This is a genomic window from Flavobacterium sp. FG68 (assembly GCF_057808895.1).
In genome coordinates this window covers 1-22,086 of record NZ_JBMDIY010000006.1, presented here as the reverse complement: position 1 = coordinate 22,086, position 22,086 = coordinate 1, and the positions used below count along the sequence as shown (strand labels likewise).

Annotated in this window: 11 protein-coding genes; 8 read left to right on the top strand and 3 right to left on the bottom strand. The window is 35.8% G+C overall.

Going from position 1 to position 22,086, the window contains the following annotated elements:
* The first annotated feature begins 264 nt into the window (after positions 1-264).
* From ACODSB_RS05570 to ACODSB_RS05535, 8 genes are all read left to right on the top strand, one after another.
* On the top strand, positions 265-1,893 hold the full coding sequence (locus ACODSB_RS05570) for a hypothetical protein (protein ID WP_488936297.1): 1,629 nt from the start codon (positions 265-267) through the stop codon (positions 1,891-1,893).
* A 265-nt stretch (positions 1,894-2,158) separates the two neighbouring features.
* The gene (locus ACODSB_RS05565) at positions 2,159-6,244 is read left to right on the top strand and encodes a two-component regulator propeller domain-containing protein (protein ID WP_488936296.1); all 4,086 of its coding nucleotides are present in this window, start codon (positions 2,159-2,161) and stop codon (positions 6,242-6,244) included.
* 378 nt (positions 6,245-6,622) lie between these two features.
* Complete coding sequence (locus ACODSB_RS05560; protein ID WP_488936295.1) at positions 6,623-9,625, top strand: SusC/RagA family TonB-linked outer membrane protein; 3,003 nt, start codon at positions 6,623-6,625, stop codon at positions 9,623-9,625.
* A gap of 13 nt (positions 9,626-9,638) precedes the next feature.
* Positions 9,639-11,159 (top strand): RagB/SusD family nutrient uptake outer membrane protein, encoded by a 1,521-nt coding sequence (locus tag ACODSB_RS05555; RefSeq protein ID WP_488936294.1) that lies wholly within the window; start codon positions 9,639-9,641, stop codon positions 11,157-11,159.
* A 199-nt stretch (positions 11,160-11,358) separates the two neighbouring features.
* Positions 11,359-12,534, top strand: a complete 1,176-nt coding sequence (locus tag ACODSB_RS05550) for a glycoside hydrolase family 88 protein (protein ID WP_488936293.1) — start codon at positions 11,359-11,361, stop codon at positions 12,532-12,534.
* 120 nt (positions 12,535-12,654) lie between these two features.
* Positions 12,655-15,069, top strand: coding sequence for a glycoside hydrolase family 2 protein (locus tag ACODSB_RS05545; protein ID WP_488936292.1), 2,415 nt, complete (start codon positions 12,655-12,657; stop codon positions 15,067-15,069).
* 255 nt (positions 15,070-15,324) lie between these two features.
* The gene (locus tag ACODSB_RS05540) at positions 15,325-17,127 is read left to right on the top strand and encodes a glycoside hydrolase family 2 protein (RefSeq protein ID WP_488936291.1); all 1,803 of its coding nucleotides are present in this window, start codon (positions 15,325-15,327) and stop codon (positions 17,125-17,127) included.
* Positions 17,128-17,229: 102 nt separating this feature from the next.
* On the top strand, positions 17,230-17,793 hold the full coding sequence (locus ACODSB_RS05535) for a DUF2911 domain-containing protein (protein WP_488936290.1): 564 nt from the start codon (positions 17,230-17,232) through the stop codon (positions 17,791-17,793).
* A 102-nt stretch (positions 17,794-17,895) separates the two neighbouring features.
* On the opposite strand, the gene ACODSB_RS05530 is transcribed toward ACODSB_RS05535, so the two are convergent.
* From ACODSB_RS05530 to ACODSB_RS05520, 3 genes are read right to left on the bottom strand one after another with little or no spacing between them, the layout of a single operon-like run.
* The gene (locus ACODSB_RS05530; protein WP_488936289.1) at positions 17,896-20,100 is read right to left on the bottom strand and encodes a xanthine dehydrogenase family protein molybdopterin-binding subunit; all 2,205 of its coding nucleotides are present in this window, start codon (positions 20,098-20,100) and stop codon (positions 17,896-17,898) included.
* An 8-nt stretch (positions 20,101-20,108) separates the two neighbouring features.
* Positions 20,109-21,089 (bottom strand): FAD binding domain-containing protein, encoded by a 981-nt coding sequence (locus tag ACODSB_RS05525; protein ID WP_488936288.1) that lies wholly within the window; start codon positions 21,087-21,089, stop codon positions 20,109-20,111.
* Entirely contained in the window at positions 21,086-21,724 is a 639-nt protein-coding gene (locus ACODSB_RS05520) for a 2Fe-2S iron-sulfur cluster-binding protein (RefSeq protein WP_053471955.1), read from the bottom strand. Before ACODSB_RS05520 ends, ACODSB_RS05525 begins: the two co-directional genes overlap by 4 nt.
* Between the last annotated feature and the right edge of the window lie 362 nt (positions 21,725-22,086).

Genomic DNA, 22,086 nt, shown 5'->3' with positions numbered 1-22,086 from the left:
TTATGTTTTTAGTCTCGCAAAGTCGCAGAGACGCAAAGTTTTAAAGGTAGAATTGTCATTCCGAGGAACGAGGAATCTTCGCAAGAAGCTCCGCAATGAAAATCGTCAATCTTTGTGGAGCTGCTTGCGAAGATCCTTCCTTCGTCAGGATGACAAAAATGAGAGTAAATCTGCGTGAAAGAAAAAACAAAAAAACTTTGCGCCTTAGTGCCTTCGTGGCAAACCCACACAATAAAACTAACTAACCACAAAAACCACAAAACCATGATTCGCCAAACCATTCTTATATCCTGCAGCCTTTTTATGAATGCTGTATTGGCGCAGGAAATACCTAAAATTATTACTTCAAAAACAGATTATCTTCCTGATTTTAGTTTTGCGGGATATCATTTCGGCGAAAGCCAAATTCCTGAGGCAAATGGAAAAATTATTAATGCAGTTGATTTTGGCGTAAAAGCAAATGATAATTTAGACGATTCAAAAGCTTTATTGAAGGCTTTAAAAGCAGCCAATGCTGTTGACGGAAATGTTATTTTACAATTACCTCAAGGCAAAATTATTCTGAGTGAAATTGTCTATATCGAAAGAAGCAATTTTCTACTTCGCGGTACAGGTTCTGGCGAAAATGGAACTGAAATTTACTGCCCAAGACCAATGATGTATCTTAAAGATCCTGAATCTCTGGCGGAACTTCGTGAATATCTTACCACTTTTGACAAAAGACAACGCGAACCTGAAAATAATGTCGATTTGCCTTTCTCGCAATATGCGTGGTCTGGCGGTTTCATTTGGACACAGATTCCGGGTGAACGTGTAAAATCTTATTTGGATAAATACGAACCGGATTCTAATGTTTTGGCGAAAGTCAGTTCTGGGAAAATGGGCGAATTTACGATCAATGTTTCTGATGTAAAAAATCTAAAAGTTGGTGATATTGTCGAATTGGAGTTGTTCAATAAAGACGGTGAAAACGGCGAAATCATTAAAGATTTATATCAAGGCGCAAAAGTAAAACCGGGTTCGCATCACTGGCAGTTTCCAAAACTTCCTATTGTGAGACAACAGGTTGAAATTGTGAAGATTTCAAATTCAAAAATTACGATTAAAACACCTTTAACCATTTCGATAAAACCTAGTTATCAGGCGCAATTGGTAGAATGGAAACATTTAGATGAAGTAGGAATCGAACATCTTCGCTTTACTTTTCCTGATATTCCAAGAGTGGCGCATCACGTTGAACCGGGAAATAATGCTATTTTCCTGACCCGTCTTTTTAACAGCTGGGTGAATGATGTAAAAATCACAAATGCCGACAGCGGTATTTTAGGGGAAGAAATTTCAAATGTTACAGTTCAGAATATTATTACCGATGGACCGCATTTATCTCATTATACGGTAACTTTAGGAGGCGTTCATAATGTTTTGGTGAAGAATCTTAAAATCTACAATAAAGCGGTTCATCCGTTGAGTTTCAATACTTTTTCTACTAAAAATGTATATCAGGATTGTGAAATATTTGCCGATGCGCTTTTAGATCAGCATTCCGGTGCAAATCATCAAAATTTGTTTGATAATATAACGGTTCATATTACAGCTGATAAAAATAATAGTTACTTTTTATTTGGCGGCGGCGGTGCTGATTACTGGAAACCTTCGCACGGGCCTTTCAGTACTTTTTGGAATTTAAATGTACAAGTCGAAAATCCGGATCAGTCAAAACCGGTTTTATTATACGGAATGAAAGACGGGGCTTTCGCCAGAATTATTGGCGTAAATGGAAATACAAAATTTGAAATCAAATACGATGTCGATCCCTATATTGAATTTTTAAACACGCCGATAGAAAAAATCCCGTCGCTGTATGATTATCAATTAAAAAAACGATTGAAGTAAAGTTCTTTTTTAATCTCGCAAAGACGCTAAGACGCAAAGTTTCTCATTTTTGTCATTTCGACGAAGGAGAAATCTTCGCGAGAAACTCTACAAAGATTGGACTCTCGTTGGCGAGCTACTTGTGGAGATTTCTCCTTCGTCGAAATGAGAAAAAACTTTGTGTTCCAGCGGTTGAAACCGCTGGCTATGTTTTAAATTCTATATCAATATAAAAACCTTTGCACCTCTGATCCTTTGCCTCTTTGAACCTAAAAAAATAAACGCTATGAAATACAAAATAGCTTTTCTCGTAACCGTACTTATTTTCGGAAATCTGTTTTCCCAAAATAAATACCGCCTTAAAAATATTTCTACAACCGACGGGCTTTCGCAGAGTTCTGTTATTGCCATACATCAGGATAAGCTTGGGCAGATGTGGTTTGGTACGCGCGACGGATTGAATAAATACGACGGCAGCCGATTTACGATTTTCAGGAATGATGTCAATGATAAATCTTCCATTAGCAACAATGATATTCTGGCAATTGTAGAAGACAATTCCGGAAAAATCTGGGTTGGAACTTATAATGGTTTAAATTGTTACGATCCTGTTTCTGGCAAATTTACCCGATATCTGCATACCAAAGCCAATCACACGATAAGCAATAATGCGGTTTGGACGATTAAAGAAATTGGTAACGAAATGTGGTTTGGGACTTCAAAAGGCTTGACCATTTTGAATAAAAAGACAGGAAATTTTACTTCGGTTTTTCATTCAGATACGGATACTTCTACACTTCCGAGCAATAATATTTTAAGCATTGTAAAAACCAAAAAAGGTGAAATCTGGATTGGAACTACAAAAGGTTTATGCCAGTTGACAAGCAGAAAAGGCAGTAAATTTTCGTTTAAAAATTATCCGTTAAATCCTGTTGATTTATTAACGGTACAATCGGTTATTGAAGATAAAACAGGTAATTTATGGGTTGGGACAAAAAATAAAGGACTTTTAAAATTCGATCAAAAACAAAAAGCTTATGTTCCTTTTTTAGATACTGCGAAATACCGCGAAATCAATACAGACATTCGATCTTTAATAATTGACAAGCAAGGTTCTTTGTGGATTGGCGCTTATGACGGAATTTACATTTTAGGTCAGGATAAAAGTCTGCAAAAAATAAACAACAGCAATAACAACAATGGAATCGATAAAGTAAAATCTGTTTATATGGATAAAAAAGGTTCGATCTGGATTGGCTGTTATTACAAAGGCGTGAATCTTTGGGACGTTTCAAATGTCAATTTCTCTAATTACAATCAGAACTCGAAAAAGATTCCAATGAGTTTTGACGTGGTTAGTTCGATCATTGCCGATAAAAATCACAATATTTATTTTGGAACAGAAGGCGGCGGTATCACGATTTTCAACCAAAATACCGAAGCCGTAAGTTACATAAACAGCAAAACCGGACAATCCAATAAAAATGATATTAAATCGATGTGTCTTTCTGACGATCATATTTTATGGATTGGAACTTTTAGCAAAGGATTATCGGCTTATAATACGATTTCAAAAAGAATTGAAGACAGTCGAATTACCCAAGATTTACTTGCTTTATTGAAAGAAAGCGGTGTTTATTCGCTTAAAACCGAAGGTCCTGTTTTATGGATTGGAACTTTTGGAAAAGGTTTAATTCGTTACGATACAGCAAATAAAACTTTTCAAATTATTGGAAATGATAATACAAAACCCGTTTTTCTGACCAATAATATTGTTAGAACTATTTTAGTTGACAAACAAAATTACGTTTGGGTTGGAACTCAAAACGGTTTAAACCGAATTCCGCTCAAAAATTTCAATCCGCAGCAATATAAAATTCAACATTTCTTTTACGATCATGCCGCTTTGTCCGGTGATGATATTTTGACTTTATTTCAGGATTCTCAACATAAAATCTGGGTGGGAACAAAAGCAAAAGGGCTGCATTATTTTGATGGAAAAAAATTCAATCACATTAATCTTAAAATAGGAAATACTGTAATTACTTCTATTCATTCTATTTTAGAAGATGATGATAAAAACCTATGGATCAGCACCAATCTGGGAATTATTAAATACAATACAACGAAAAAGAATATTGTGATTTATGATCAAAAAGATGGATTGGCAAGTAATGAATTCAATGATAATTCGGCTTTAAAATTAGATTCCAATCAATTTTATTTCGGAAGTCCGTCTGGAGCTACTTATTTTGATGCTGCCAAAATTTCCTTGAATCAATACGCTCCGCAGGTTTTAATTACCGATTTGAAAATCAAGAATGAAACTATTCATGCAGAAGATAAAGACGGAATTTTAGAAAAAAGTATTGGTTTTACCCAAACCATAACGCTGGATTATGATAAGGCTAATTTCTCGATAAACTTTGCAATTCCAAATTACATTCGATCAAAAAACAATCAATACAGTTATCGCTTAATTGGATTGGAAAATAACTGGACAACGACTAAAAATGCTGAAGCTAATTTTGCGATTCAAAATCCGGGAACTTATGTTTTTGAAGTCCGCGGTGCAAACAACGACGGCGTTTGGAACAAAACTCCCGCAACGCTTACGGTTGTTGTAAATCCGGCTCCGTGGCGCAGTATCTGGGCATTTTTATTGTACGGAATTGTAATTGGTTTAGGATTATACGGTTTGATCTGGATTATGAAATCGAAAGCGAGATTGAAACAGAAATTAGAACTGGAATATCTTGAAACGAAACGTATTGAAGAAAATAACCGTGCAAAACTAGATTTCTTCACTAATATTTCGCATGAATTTAGAACGCCTTTAACGTTGATTTTAGGGCCATTGCAGCAAATTCTGGCAGATTATAACGGAACGAATGAAATGTACAAAAAGCTTTTGGTAATTGAAGGAAGCGCGAATCATCTTTTAAGTTTAATTAACCGTTTAATGGATTTCAGAAAACTTGAAAATGATCAGGTTACGTTAGAATCTGCTAACGGAAATATTGTAAAATTCACCAGAGAAATCTTTTTATCGTTTATAGAATATGCCAAAGACGGCGGTTACGATTATACTTTTGAAACTTCGGATGAAGAAATATCGGTTTATTTTGACCGATATAAACTCGAGCGTGTATTTTATAATTTGATTTCGAATGCGTTTCGATATACGCCAAAAGGCGGAACGATCAACATTAAAATAAATCACGATCCCGAAAATCTTTTTATCGAGGTTGAAGATTCCGGAGTGGGAATTTCAGAAGAACATATTGACAAGATTTTTGATTTATTTTTTGAAGTGCCAACACACAATCAGGTTCAGAAAAATTATAATAAAGGAACCGGAATTGGGCTTTCGATTGTAAAAAATATTGTAAAACTGCATAAAGGGACAATCGATGTTAGCAATAAAACTTCCGGCGGCGTTATTTTTAAAGTAACGCTTCCGCTTGGGCGTGAACATCTTTTAGACAGCGAGATTATTCCTGATTTTAAAATCAGCGATGATATTGCGCAATATACGGCACAGCTTGAACCTTCGGAAACTATAGAAAATGAAGACATTGACGATTTGATTGTTAATGAAGAAAAGCAGACGATTCTGCTTGTTGAAGATCATAAGGTTTTGAGAAAGTTCATGAAAAACCTGCTCAAAAAAGATTATAATATTATTGAGGCCGAAAACGGAAAAATTGCTTTTGAAAAGGCTTTAAAATTTGTTCCGAATTTGATTATCAGCGATGTTATTATGCCCGAAATGGTGGGAACTGAACTTTGTTCTAAAATAAAGGAAAACTTAAAAACGAGTCATATTCCGGTTATTTTGCTGACTTCGAGATCTTCATTAGTATATAAATTTGAAGGTTTAGAAAGCGGTGCCGACGATTATATTAGTAAACCGTTTAATTTAATGGAATTCAGGCTTCGCGTTAAAAATCTTTTAAATTCAACCGAACGTTTGAAACTTAAGTTTTCAAGCGAAGACAGTTTTATTCCGTCAGAAATCACGGTTTCATCTCTGGATGAAGAATTATTAAAAAAAGCTTTTAAAATTGTCGAGGACAATATTTCGAACGAACAATTTGATATTCCGTTTTTCTGTTCAGAATTGGGCGTAAGCCGCACCATGTTATTCTTAAAAGTAAAAGCCTGGACAAATTTTACACCAAACGAATTCATTCATGAAATCAGGTTAAAACGTGCCGCTCAATTATTGGAACAAAACAAATTAAACGTTTCAGAAATCAGCTATAAAGTCGGCTTTAACAATCCGAAATACTTTAGCAAATGCTTCCAAAAAAGATACGGAGAAACTCCGTCGCAATTTGCTGACAAATTTTACGAAAAAACTTTTTGATGTATTCCTGCAAGGTTTTCAAAACCTTGTAGGTATAATTTCAATACTTACCAATCACTAAAAACATAACGATAATTTTAATACCTGCACGGTTAAAAAACATTACAGTTATTTACACCTACAAGGTTTTGAAAACCTTGCAGGATTAATTGTCATAAATTTTAAAAACCGCATTTTTAAAGGGCTTAAAAAAGGGTATCTGTATTTTTAGATACCCTTTTTTGTATTTCTATATCGTTTTCGGCCTATACATTTGCGATATGAAAATCAGGAAAACAAACTTTTTATTGCTGCAAATTTTGTTTGTCATTATGATAATCGGAATGAGTCTATTGCTTTTCTACTTTCTCTAACATTAACCTTAAAACCAAAAAATGAATGTTTACAGACGAACAAATTAAATCGTTTAGATGGTATTTACTAGTATCTCTTTTATTGGCAAGTATCATGATGACTGCACAGGAACGAAAAGTTACGGGAAAAGTAACTTCGAGCGAGGATTTACTTGGTCTTCCTGGTGCTAATGTCTATATCAAGAATTCTTCTGTTGGAGCAACTACAGATATGGATGGAAATTATACCGTTTTTGTTTCTGAGAAAAATGCTGTTTTAGTATTCAATTTCGTAGGATACCAAAGCGTTGAAATTCCGGTTGGAAACAAAACTGCCATTAATGTAAGTTTAAAACCAGATACTAAAAATCTTGAAGAAGTAATTGTAGTAGGTTATGGAACTCGCAAAAAGAGCGACATTACAGGTTCAGTATCTTCTGTAACGGCAAAAGAATTGACTGCTTATCCTGTTTTAAGTGCAGAACAAGCTTTACAAGGTCGTGCAGCAGGGGTTTCGGTACAAAGTAATAATGGAGGTGAGCCGGGTGCGCCTGTAAAAATCAGGGTTCGTGGCGGAACTTCTATTAATGCGAGTGGAGATGCTCTTGTTGTGGTTGACGGTTTTGCAGGAGTTTCAATGCCTGCTCCTCAGGATATTGCTTCTATTGAGGTTTTAAAAGATGCTTCGGCAACGGCAATCTACGGATCAAGAGGTTCAAACGGGGTTATTATGGTTACGACTAAAAAGGGAAAACCAGGAAAACCGGTAATTGAATTCAGCAACTCTACTTCTATTCAAACTGTAAACAATAAACTGGATTTATTAGATGCAGATCAGTTTGCAGCCTACAGAAAAAGTTTTACAACGCACACGCAAGGTCCTGCAAATACAGACTGGCAGGATGTTATTTATCGTGACGGAATGATTTCGAATACACAATTATCATTTTCAGGCGGATCTGACACTGTGAAATATTATGTTTCCGGAACTTATTTCAACCAAAATGGTGTTGTAATCAATTCAGGAATTGACAGATATACGATTGTTGCCAATCTTGAAGCTGATTTATCCCCTAAATTCAAAGTGGGTTTAAACACTTTTACAAGTAAACAAAACAAGGACGGAATTGTAAGCCAGACTGGAGCCGGAGGAACTCGAGCTGCGGGTGTAATTGCATCGGCTTACAGATTTATGCCAGACAAAGGAATTTATAACGAAGACGGAACGTATACAACAACTGCACCGATTGGTGATGACATTGATAACCCGTATGCAACGGCAATGGAAAATATTTTGGAAACAGTTTCTATTGTAAACAGAAACAATTTCTTTGCACAATACAAAATCACAAAAGATTTAGATTTTAAAACGACTTTAGGTTTAACAGATAATAATTCTCAAACAGGAAGATTTATTCCTTCAACATTAATTGCAGGAAAAAATATTAAAGGAGAAGCTTCTGTAAACAACACTAGATTTTCTTCTTTCTTAACAGAGAATTATTTGACTTTTAAACGTGAAATTATCGAAAAAGGGGTTTTAACGGTTCTTGGAGGTTATTCATACCAAAAGAACAAAAACGAAAGTTCATTCGCAGCTTCAAGAGGATTTTTAACAAATACGAATTCATATAGAAATCTTGGTGCAGGAACTGTATTCTTAAAACCAGATTCTAATTTATCTGAAACGGAATTAATCTCTGCTTTCGGAAGGTTGAACTTTGATTACGATGATAAATATTTACTAACGTTTACGGCCAGACGAGATGGTTCTTCAAGCTTTAGTAAAAACTACAAATACGGAACTTTCCCTTCTGGAGCCATTGGATGGAATATTGGTAAAGAAAATTTCTTAAAAGACAGCAAAACAATTTCTAATCTTAAATTGAGAGCAAGTTACGGAGCAACAGGAAATCCATCTATTGGTGCCTACTCTACTCTTTCAAGATTCTCTGAAATTTATGATGTGAGCGGTGACGTTATTGTAAATGCGGTTCAATTGACATCTTTAGATAATCCGAATTTGAAATGGGAAACTTCATACCAACAAGATTACGGAATTGATTTAGGTTTATTTGATAACAGAATCAGCATTACAGCAGATTATTATAAAACGATCACGAAAGATTTATTATTCAATAGGCCGCTTCCGGGAGTTTCCGGAATTGCTTCTCAGCTTCAAAACGTTGGAGAATTAGAAAACAAAGGATGGGAATTAGGTATTAATTCTAAAAACTTTATTGGTCAGGATTTTACATGGAATACAAGTTTTAATATTTCTTCAAATAAAAATAAAGTATTAAAATTAGCTGATAATAAAGATTTATTGATCAACTCAACTCCAGGTCACTTTTTGGCAACAGAATCTCAAATTTTGAGAGTTGGTGAGCCGGTTGGTTCTTTCTTCGGATTCATTTATGATGGTGTTCTTCAACAAGGAGAAACTGCTTTACCTGGGAATTTTGAAACAACTGCAGGTGGTGAAAAATTCAGAGATTACAATGGTGACGGAAAATTAGATTCACAAGATAAAACGATTATTGGAAATCCAAATCCTGATTTCATCTTTGGTTTAAACAATGATTTCACGTATAAAAATCTTGATTTGAATATTTTCTTCCAAGGTTCAGAAGGCGGACAAATCCTAAACTATACTTTAATGGAATTAGCATCTGGAAACAACAATGCTACAACAGAAGTTTTAGATTCTTGGACTCCAACAAATACAGATACAAATGTTCCTAAAAATGCAGCAAGAACAAAAAGAGTTACGTCTAGATTTGTTTATGACGGAAGTTACATCCGTTTAAAAAACATCTCTTTAGGATATAGTTTAAGTGAGAATGTTGTTTCTAAATTCGGATTAAGCAAAGTTCGTTTTTACATCAGTGCACAAAACCTTTGGACCATTACTGATTATCCGGGAACTGACCCTGAAACGAGTTACTTAAACGACAACAACTCAAGAAGTAATACCAATTTAGGATTGGATTATGGAGGTTATCCAAACGTGAGAACGTTTACAATGGGTCTAAACGTAAAATTCTAACAATAAAAATATCATGAAAAAATATATAGCTTTTCTTTTCCTGGGAACACTTACCTTTTTTGCATGTTCTGATTTAGAAGAACATCCGGTGGGAGTCATTCGTCCAGAAAACTTTTTCAATAATACCGACGATTTACAGGCAGCTGTAAACGGAGCTTTTGCAAACATTGCACATAATAATTATTGGGGAAGAGAATTTACAATTGCCTTAATGCTTCGCGACGATATGTCTGACATTGGTGATAGAACTACACAAGCCGCACGTATCGATGTAAACGATATGAGTATGAACGATACAAATGCGCTTGTAGCTAACTTTTGGCCGCAGTCATATGTTATCATTACAGCAGCAAATCAGGCCATTGAAGGTGCTAAAAAAACACCGGGAGATCCTGCAAAAGTAAACGCAATTGTAGCTCAGGCTTATTTCGCAAGAGCTTTTACTTACTATCATTTAGTACGTCTTTTTGGAGATATTCCGTACATTGATTTTGTGGTGAATGATGTTTCTCAGGTAAACTCTATCAGCAAAACTAAAGAAGCCGATGTGTATCCTAAAATCATTGCCGATTTAGAATTTGCAAAACAATGGCTGGATGACAAACCAAAAGTAAAAGCCGTTCCAGGAAAAGGGACTGCAGCAGGATATTTAGCTTCTGTTTATTTAACTTTGGGTCAATATCAAAAAGCGTATGACGAAGCAAAATATGTTATTACAAACGAAACAAAATTTGGTTTAGGTCTTGATGCAGATTTTCAGGATTTATTTAATGCTACAAAAGCAGCTTCATTAAAAGAACCATTATTTACAGTAGATTTTAATAACTTAACATCTGGAAATTACGGTCAGGATTATACGGCGTTTTTTACAGGTTCATTAAAAGATGATAGTTACAGCTACGGACAAGGATTTTCTGTTGCCGTTCCGTCATTAAAAGTGTTTAATACTTGGGATCAAAGAGATTACAGAAGAGCCGTAAGTTTTGATACCATTATTAGAAAGAAAACCGGGCCGGGCGGATCATTGCAGGTTTATCCTTCAAGCGACAACGAAAAAGCGCCACGTCCGCATATTGCAAAATATTTCCGTTTTCCGGGAAAAGCAGGTGCAAACGGAAGAACTTCTCAGCACAACTATATTACAATGCGTTATGCCGAAGTTTTATTGACAGCTGCTGAAGCTTTAAACGAAATTAATCCGGGAACTGCAGAAGCTGATGGTTATGTAAACCGAGTTCGTGCAAGAGCGAGAAATAAAGCAGGAAGACAAGTTTCTTTCCCCGCAAATGTAACACCAGGTTTGTCAAAAGCTGATTTCAAAAAAATGGTTATTGACGAAAGAAGATTAGAATTAGCTTTTGAATATATCAGATGGTACGATATCAAAAGATTGAAAAATGGTCCTGAAGTATTTGGTCCTGCAGGTTTAGAACCGCATGCAAATTTTGATCCAAACAAAGATTATTTATGGCCATTGCCGGGAACAGAACTGGCAATAAATCCAAATTTAAAACCAAATAATCCGGGTTATTAATTTAGCATAATTATATTGAACGCGGATATGTCAATAATAATTTGTCTCCCGCAGATTTGACAGATTGAGCAGATTGAATTATTTTTTTAAAAATCTGTTGGAAATAAAAAAAATCAGCCAAATCTGCCAAATCTGCGAGAGAAAAAAATTCGCGTCTAAAAACAAAGTCTAGAAACTAAAAATTAGATTAATTAGTAATATGAATAAAGTTAGTTTCATTTTAATCCTTGGGTTTGCATCGCTGGTAACAGCGTGCAAGTCCGGGATTAATTCTCAAACAAAAAATACCCCTGCGGTAACAAATAATCTTCTGGAAACGCGTTACAAAATGTTACTCGATTATCCGGTAGATTCTCTGTCGATGCCAAGAAGCATGAATATCAAAACCAATAAGATTCGCAAAGTCCCTTCAAGAGACTGGACAAGCGGTTTTTTTGCCGGAAATCTTTGGCATTTATACCAATTAACAGGCGATTCTAAATATAAAGTACAAGCTCAAAAATGGACTCCTTTCAGCAAAAAGGAAAGTGTTAACAGTAATTCGCATGACGTAGGTTTTAAAGTGTTTTGCAGTTTCGGAGAAGCGCTGAAAGTGGAAAACAAGAAAGAGTACGAAGCGGTAATTATTAAAGGCGCTGAAACTTTATGCACAAGGTTTAATCCAAAAGTAGGTTCTATTCGTTCCTGGGATTTCAACAAAGAAATTTGGGATTATCCGGTTATCATCGACAATATGATGAATCTGGAATTGCTTTTTGAAGCATCTAAATTATCAGGAAACCCAAAATATCGTGACGTTGCCATTCAACACGCTAATACCACTTTAAAAAATCAATTTAGAGAAGACAACAGCTGTTATCATGTAATAGATTATAATCCGAATACGGGTGAAGTCAGAAAGAAAACTACTTTACAAGGTTTTAATGACGATTCGGTTTGGGCACGCGGACAAGGCTGGGCAGTTTACGGATTTACAATGTCATACCGATATACAAAAGATCCGGCTTATTTAAAACAAGCCGAAGCGACAGCAAAGTTTTTTATGACGAATAAAAACCTTCCTGAAGACGGAATTCCGTATTGGGATTTAAAAGATCCGAGTATTCCAAATTCGCCGCGAGATGTTTCTGCAGCAATGGTAATGGCATCAGGATTATATGAATTATACAGTTATACACAAAATAAAAGTTATTTGGCTTTCGCCGATAAACTAATAGCATCGGTTCAAACTGATAAATATATTTTAGATCCTAAAATTAAGGCTCCTTTTCTATTTGATCACAGCACAGGAAACTGGCCAAAACACGACGAAATTGACGAACCAATAATCTACGCCGACTATTATTTTCTGGAAGCGTTACTTAGAAAAAAGTGATACAGGGTACAAAGGTACAGAGTTACAAAGCGACAAAGGTTTTAGCTTTTGAGCCTCTGAACCTTTGAGCCTAAAAACCTTTGAACCTCTGAGCCTATGAACCTTTGAACCTAAACACACATGAAGAATTATCAAAACAATACATTTTCAATTTTTGCGCTTTTTGTTTTTTTTCAGATTTGTCTGAGCAGCAGTTTTGCTCAGACAAAGATGAATTTTAACGACAACTGGCTGTATCTTGAAAATCATACTTCAAATCTTACCGAAGCTCAAAAGGCTTCAAACTGGACTTCTATAAATTTACCACATACCTGGAACGCCGAAGATGCAACCGATTTATATCCGGGTTACCGACGTGATGCAAGCTGGTATCAAAAGAAATTAAATATTCTCCAAATTGACAAAAACAAAGTGTATTCGTTATACTTTGAAGGTTCAAATATTACAACAAAAGTATATGTAAACGGAAAAGAAGCCGGCGGACACATTGGCGGTTACATTGGCTTTTCTATAGACATTACCAACTTTATTAAAGAAGGAAACAATGATATTTTTGTTCGTGTTGATAATAGTTACGACATCGAAATTATTCCATCTCAAAAAAGTGATTTCTTTATTTATGGCGGAATCACACGCGATGTTTGGTTTGTTTCGAAATACAAAAACCATATTGATAATTTGAAGATTACAACGCCTGAAGTTTCAGCTAAAAAAGCTTCGGTACAAGTTGTTTCTTCTTTTATAAATTCTGATAATTCAAAAGATTTATCGTTAACGGTAACACTTAAAAATCCGAAAGGGAAAAAAGTGGCCAGCAAAACTATTCCTGTTTCAGATAAAACTTCAACAATCACTTTCGAAAACATCAAAAACCCGGAACTTTGGGATACCGAAAAACCAAATTTATATTCCTTAACGGCTATTTTATCAGAAAAAAATCAAATTAAAGACAGCGTTTCTGAGAAAGTAGGTTTTAGATGGTTTGAGTTTAAAGATCACGGTCCTTTCTATTTAAACGGAAAACGTTTGTTGATTCGCGGAACACATCGCCATGAAGAGCAAGCCGGAGTTGGTGCGGCAATGAGCAACGCACAACATTGGGCCGACATGAAATCGATAAAAGATATGGGTGCTAACTTTGTTCGTTTAGCACATTATCCGCAAGATCCTGAAATTTATAAAGCCTGTGATGAATTAGGTTTATTGGTTTGGGATGAATTGCCTTGGTGCCGCGGCGGGATTGGTGATGAACTTTGGCAGACAAATACTAAAAACATGCTTAAAGAAATTATTAATCAAAATTACAATCATCCAAGTATTATAATCTGGTCACTTGGAAATGAAATGAACTGGCTTCCTGATTTTCCTAATGGTGACAATACAGAAAAAACAAATATATTTTTAACGGAACTAAATGATATTGCGCATAAACTGGACCCAACCAGAAAAACGGCAATTAGAAAATATTATGAAGGTTCGCATATTGTCGATGTTTTCTCCCCTTCTATCTGGTCTGGCTGGTATTCTGGAAGTTACAAAAACTACCAAAAAGCAATTGATGTTTACAAAAAAGAATACAAACATTTCATTCATGCCGAATATGGCGGTGACAGTCACGTAGGCCGTCACAGCGAGAATCCGGTAACAGGCGAAAATGTCATAAAAGCGGAAGGTTGGGAAGAAGCAATTGTACAGACTAAAGTTGCGAATATTGCCCAAATTGGCGATTGGAGCGAAAATTATATCGTTGATTTATTTGACTGGCACTTGCATATATCCGAGAATGACCCAAATTTTGTGGGAAATGTACAATGGGCATTTAAGGATTTTGCAACGCCTTTACGTCCGGAAGATGATATTCCGTATATGAACCAAAAAGGTTTGGTGGACCGAAACGGAAACCCGAAAGATGCGTATTATGTTTTTAAAAGTTATTGGGGCAAAGAGCCTTTCGCTTACATAGAATCGCATACCTGGACAGAACGCCAAGGTCCTGAAAATACACCAAGAACAATAAATGTTTTTAGTAACTGCGAAAAAGTTACCTTATTCCATGACGGAAAATCTCTTGGCGAAAAGCAAAGAAATCTTGCTCTATATCCTGCAAATGGGTTAACTTGGGATGTCAATTTTAAAAAAGGAGAAAATGTTTTAGTTGCTATTGGTAAAAATAAAGACGGTAAAACGGTTTCTGATACGATTAAGGTTAATTATCGTTTCAATAAAAATGATACAGCTTCGTCTTTACAATTGTCCTCAGAGAAACTAAAAAATGGTAATTATCTGGTTACGGCAATTGCAATTGATAATAACAATTTACGCTGCTTAGATTATGAAGAAAGTGTTTATTTCCAATGCCTGAAAGGTGGAAAAACTTTGAAGAATCAAGGAACACCAACTGGAAGTGAATCCATAAAAATGGCAAACGGAAAAGCTTCGATTGAAGTTATTCCTGATGGTTCTGGTGATCCTATTGAAATGACGGCTTTAAATCAGAGCTTTAAAGGTGAATATTTGAAAATACCTGTTCAATAAGATTTTTAGCCGCTAAGGCGCTAAGACAGAAAGTTTTTTTTGCCACAGATTAAAAGTATTAAAAAGATTTTAAAAAATAAGCGTGAAGTTTGTCATTTCGAGGAAAGAGACCCGAGCGATAGCGAACGGACGAAGTAAATCGCACTAGAATTTCCACAATGTAAATCGCCAATCTTGACAAAAATGAAAAAACTTTGCGCCTTCGCGCCTTTGTGGCAAAACACATAAATACATTACAAACAAAGATTACAAAAAATGAAAAAAATCCTAACACTATTATTCCTGACAACGTTCGCTGCCGGACAATCTCAAGGTTTAATTTCAAACGTTCCAAACCGAAACACAACCTCTTTAAACGGCGTTTGGAATTACATTGTTGATCCGTATCAAACAGGCTTTTACAGCTTTCACCTTGACCAATACGACAAACAGGAAAAACCGGCAAAAGGCGCATTTTTCAGTAATTATCATGCACAAAACAAACAGGAATTAGTAGAATATGATTTTGATAAATCGCCAACAATAAATATTCCGGGCGACTGGAATTCACAGGTTACAGAACTAAAATATTACGAAGGAAATGTTTGGTTCAAAAAATCTTTCGATTACAATTTGGCTACTAATAAACGTCTTTTTGTGTATTTGGGAACTATCAATTACAAAGCCGATGTTTATTTAAACGGAAAAAAACTGGGAACTCACGAAGGTGGTTTTACTCCGTTTAATTATGAAGTTACCACGATTGTAAAACCAAAAGACAATTATTTGGTTATTAAAGTAGACAATACACGCCATAAAGAAGATGTCCCAACAGTTAATACGGATTGGTGGAATTATGGCGGAATTACGCGCGATGTAACTTTAATTGAAGAAGAATCTGCATTTATTGAAGATTACACCATTCAGCTTAAAAAAAATAATGCCAATATTATTTCTGGTTTTATCAAAATCAATAATTTGAATCCTACGCAAAATCAGGCTTCTATTTCTATTCCAGAATTAAAGATCAATTACAAAGGAAAAATTGGCGTTGACGGAATTTTAAATTTTGAAATTCCAGCTAAAAAAATCTCTTATTGGTCACCGGAAAATCCGAAATTATATGATGTTACAATTGATTTTAACGGAAAGAAATTAAATGATAAAATTGGTTTTAGAACGATTGAGACACAAGAAGATAAAATCTTATTGAACGGAAAACAGGTCTTTTTAAGAGGAATTTCGATTCATGAAGAAAATGCAAAAGGCGGGCGTGCAAATTCTCAGGAAGATGCTTTACGTTTACTAAACTGGGCAAAAGAATTAGGCTGTAATTATGTTCGTTTAGCACATTATCCGCATAACGAAAACATTATTAGAGAAGCTGATAAAATGGGATTAATGGTTTGGGAAGAGATTCCGGTTTACTGGACGGTTGAATTCAAAAATGAAAATACCTATAAAAATGCCCAAGATCAGTTAACGGCTGCCATTACAAGAGATAAAAACAGAGCGAGTATCGTAATTTGGTCTATGGCAAATGAAACTCCAATTTCTGACGCCAGAAACACTTTTATCACGAATTTAGTAACGCATACAAAATCTCTTGATAATACAAGATTAATTAGTGCGGCTTTATTAACGCGTAACGGAAAAATTGACGATGAAATTGGTAAATCTCTTGACATCATTGCTTTCAATCAATATTTAGGCTGGTACGGCGGTAACTTAGAAAATGCTGAAAAAACATTCTGGACTACTCCATACAACAAACCTGTTTTTGTTTCAGAATTCGGAGGTGATGCAAAAGCGGGCTTTCACGGAGATAAAACCGAACGCTGGACAGAAGAATATCAGGAATATTTATACATCCAGAATTTGAAAATGATTGAAAAAATCCCTCATTTAAGCGGATTAAGTCCGTGGATTTTAGTTGATTTCAGATCTCCAAAAAGATTACTTCCGGGTATTCAGGACGGTTACAATCGTAAAGGTTTAATCTCAAATGACGGTGAAAAGAAGAAAGCTTTTTACATTATGCAGAATTGGTACTACAAAAAGAAAAAAGAAGAAAAATAAATTAAGAACCATTACCAATTCATTAACAAAAAACAGACTGTATTTATATGATTTTTCTTCATTATTAACTTACTTTGTAGTTATTCTAAAAATTGTAACCTTATGAAAAAATTTTATTTAATGGCAGTTACTTTATTTACTGCCTTTACAGTTCAAGCTCAAGATGTAGTAAAATTTGCTCCGCTTGATGCAAGTCCGGTTGATATTTCTTATTTCCCAAACAAATCTGTTAAATTCAAAAAAACAGACAATCCTAGTCCGGTTGTAAAAGTTATCTACGCAAGACCTTCTGTAAAAGGGCGTACAATTTTTGGCGATATCGTGAAGTTTGGTGAAGTTTGGAGAGTTGGTGCGAATGAAAATACAGAAATTAAATTTTACAAAGCAGTAACAATTGGCGGAAAAAATATTCCAGCAGGAACTTACAGCTTATTTGCTATTCCTGAAAAAGACAAATGGACTATCATTATCAATAAAGAAATTGATTTATGGGGTGCTTATGCTTACGACGAAAGTAAAGATGTTGTTAGAGTTTCTGTTCCTGTAAAACCTGTAAATGAAGTAATCGAAGCTTTATCAATTGCTTTTACATCTCAGGGTAATGTAGCAAATCTTGTTATTGGATGGGATAAAACAACTGCTGAATTGCCTATTACGGTTAAATAATTAATCATTTTCAGATATAAAAAAAAAGAGCCATTTTGAACTGCCCCCAAAAAGTTAGACACTATTTGGGGGCAGTTCATTTTTCAATGTCTCTTTTTTGTTTTAAACCTTAACGGTTTCTATAATTTTATCCAATGTAATTGGTAAATCTCTAACACGTTTTCCGGTAGCATTAAAAACAGCATTTGCAATTGCAGGCGCCATTCCAACCAAAGCCGTTTCACCCAGACCTTTCGTTCCCATCGGGTTACTGATTGGGTCTTTTTTATTAACGAAGAAAACTTCCTGTTTTTCAATATCGGCATTTACGGGAACATGATAATCGGCGAAATTATTGTTGATTGGACGACCGAAACGATGATCGATTTCCAATGCTTCCATTAATCCCATTCCGATACCTCCTACTGCACCGCCATACATTTGTCCTGCAGAAGTTTTTTGGTTGATAACCGTTCCTATATCAGCACACGAAACAACATGCGCCAAACGTATTTTACCCAAATTCGGATTTACTAATACTTTTACAAAGTGAACTGAAAACGAATAAATCGAATATTTCTTAGCTTCTTCCGTTCCTTTCGATTGGTTTTCAACTTCTAATCCATCTAACTTATTAGCACTAAGCAAAGAAGTTAGAGCAACAGTTTTAGCGGTATCTTTTGTTGAAGAAACAATTCCATTTGCAAAAGTTAAATCTGTAATTGGAGTTCCTTTCAAAGCAGGATTTTCAGTCGCTAATCCCAATACTTTACTTACCAACAAATTACAAGCATCATGAACCGCAGAACCAACAGACGAAGTCGTTGCCGAACCTCCCTGCGTTGGGCCTTTTGGCAGTCCGCTTTTTCCCATTTCAATAATTACATTCTCTGCAGGTAAACCAGTAATTTCAGCACCAATTGCCGTCATCATCGTTGCCGTTCCCGGTCCCATATCGTTGACGCTACACTGAAGCACTAAATTTCCATCGGATAAAAATTTTGCTTTTACAGAAGTTGGACTTCTATAACAGCCAAAAGTTCCGGTTCCCATTCCGTAACCTACTAGCCATTCTCCTTCTTTTACAGAACCAGGTTCGTTTTTACGGTTTTTCCAGCCAATGCGTTCCATTCCGCCTTCGTAACATTCTAAAAGATATTTACTGCTCCACGGTTTATTTTGTTCCAAATCTTTCTCAGCATAATTCAGCTTTCGAAATTCAATTGGATCTAAATTTAATTTATAGGCCATTTCATCCATCGCACATTCTAATGCAAAAGAACCTGTAGCCTCGCCCGGCCCACGCATCCAGATTGGTGTACAAGTGTCTAACGGAACAATTCTGTAACGTGTTGAAACATTTTCGCAATCGTAAATAAATCGGGACATATTTACGGTTCCTTCCATGAAATCTTCATAGCTCGAAGTCATCGCAACAGCTTCGTGTGTTAATCCAGTTAGTTTTCCGGCTTTTGTTGCACCAAGACCCATTTTCTGAATCGTATAAGGTCTGAAACCAACATTGGTAAACATCTGCTCACGGTGCAAAACTAATTTTACAGGACGGTTTAATTTTTTTGCGCCTATTAATGCTGCGATTTCATACGGCCAGGTATGCAATCCCATTCCAAATGCACCTCCAAGATATTCAGAATGTACTTCTACATCTTCAACCGGCACTCCAAAAACTCCTGCCACACTTTTTCGCGTTCCTTCAACACCTTGACTTTTGGTATATAAAATGGGTTTGTTTCCATCCCATTTTGCAATAATATTCGCCAGCTCCATTGGGTTATGAACTTCAGTTGGAATCGTATAATCGGCTTCTAAAATTACTTCTGCATTTTTGTAACCGTCATGAACTCCTCTGTGATAATCATTCCCTTTATCTGTTTCAACTTTTTTCTCTTTATCCGCAGCTTTTTGAAGTTCAGTCGAATGTTCTTCTTTTAAATAATCCGCCTTAATTAAACTCGCTGCATATTGCATACGCTCAAAAGTATCGGCAATTACCAACGCAATGGGCTGATCGTAATACAAAACCGAATCATCTTTGAAAATCTGCAACGGCTGTCCAAAATTATGTTTGTCTTTTGCTTTTTGATATCCGGAAGGTTTATCCACATTTAAATGCGTAATGACAGCCAGAACTCCCGGCGCCCATTCTGCTTTTTTAGTATCAATGGTTTTGATCCTTCCTTTTGCAATTGTACTTCCAACCAAACAGGCATACACTACTCCGGGCGTTTTATATTCGGCAGAATAAGTTGCTGATCCCGTTACTTTAGCAAATCCGTCAACTCTATTAATATTACTTGTCTTGCTCATAATTCTAATTATTTTGATGCTGCTATTGTAAGTGCTTCTGTTATTGCATTTGGCCCAATCGTTAATTTAAAATCATTGCCACCGTATGCTTTCGCACCTTTCATTGACAAATCTGCCGCTTTTCTAAATATCTCTTCTGAAACTGTTTTTCCTTTCAGAAATTCTTCTGCTTCAGTTAATCTCCATGGTTTATGTGCTACACCGCCCATCGCCAGTCGCACATCATTTATTACATTATTTTTTAAATCTAAAGCCACAGCAACAGAAACTAATGCAAAAGCATAACTAGTCCTGTCGCGAACTTTTAAATAATGTACATTTTTGGTGAAATTATTATCTGGAATTTCAACCGAAGTAATTAATTCCTTATTTTCTAAAGTATTGTCTTTCTCAGGAGTATTTCCCGGCAGACGATGAAAATCTGTAAATTTTATTTGTCTTTTCCCTTTTGGACCTTCGACTAAAACAGTTGCATCTAATGCCGCTAATGCCACGCACATATCACTTGGGTGAACGGCAATACAGCTGTCTGAAGCTCCAAAAATAGCGTGCATTCTGTTAGAACCGCCAATGGCACCGCAGCCGCTTTTGGGAGTTCGTTTATTGCATGGCATATCGGTATTATAAAAATACGAACAACGTGTTTTTTGCAGCATATTTCCGCCAACCGTTGCCATGTGCCTAATTTGCTGAGAAGCTCCGGCCGCTAAAGCCAAAGCCAGCAAAGGATGTTTTTCTTTTATGGATGCATCTTCGGCAACCTGACTGTTTTTAGCCAAGGCTCCTATTGAAACTTTTCCGTTTAGGAATTCTATTTTCTTTAAATCTAATCCTGTAATGTCAACCAGTTTGTCTGGAGCCACCACATTCTTTTTCATTAAATCTACCAGATTTGTTCCGCCGGCAATAAACATAGCTTCTTTTTCTTTGCTAATGTTCGATACCGCTGAACTTGAGGATAATGCTTTAATTATTTGAAAATTTTTCATAATTCCTTCCCTCCTTCCTTCACTTCTGTTATGGCATCAACGATATTATGATAAGCGCCACATCTACAGATGTTTCCGCTCATATATTCTCTAATTTCTTCGCGGCTGTTGGCATGGCCTTCTTTGATACAGGCAATTCCCGACATGATTTGTCCGGGTGTACAGTAACCACATTGAAATCCATCATGTTTGATAAAAGCTTCCTGCATTGGGTGCAGTTTTTTTCCTTTTGAAAGTCCTTCGATTGTGGTAACCTGAGCGTTTTGCTGCATGGTTGCCAAAGTCAGACACGACAAAATTCGGGTTCCGTTTACGTGAACTGTACACGCACCGCATTGTCCGTGGTCACAGCCTTTTTTTGTTCCTGTAAGCAATAATTGTTCTCTTAATAAATCGAGTAAAGTGGTTCTTGGCTCAATATTAAGACTGTGTTTTTTGCCATTTACTTCGATAGAAAGCGGTACTGTTTCTAAATACTCCGCTATTTTTTCATCCCACTTATTCTCTGAAGCCATAACCAGCGAAGGCGGCGCCAGAGCAAGGGCGGTAAAAAGTCCTGATTTTTTTATAAAGTCGCGACGGGAATTTGAGTCATTCTCTGTTACTTTATCTGGATTTGTTTTTTTAGAAGCCATTCCATCTCTCTTTTAAATTAGCAAAAAACTCTTGGGTATTCTAACAAATTTAACAATCTTAATCCACAAAAAGTTACGAAATTCAAACATTGTGCTTATTTAGAATAATTACAATTTCGGTGTGGGTTTTAACGCAAAGAACACTAAGGTTTTTTATCTCAGTTTGTGGTAAATGAAGGCAAAGTTCGCAAAGCTGGGATTTGAATATTGGGGTGTTTTTTTAACGCAAAGTGCGCAAAGGTTTTTTATCTCACATTGTGTTGAGCGAAGGCAAAGTTCACAAAGCTGGGATTTGAATATTGGGGTATTTTTTTAACGCAAAGTGCGCAAAGGTTTTTTATCTCACATTGTGTTGAGCGAAG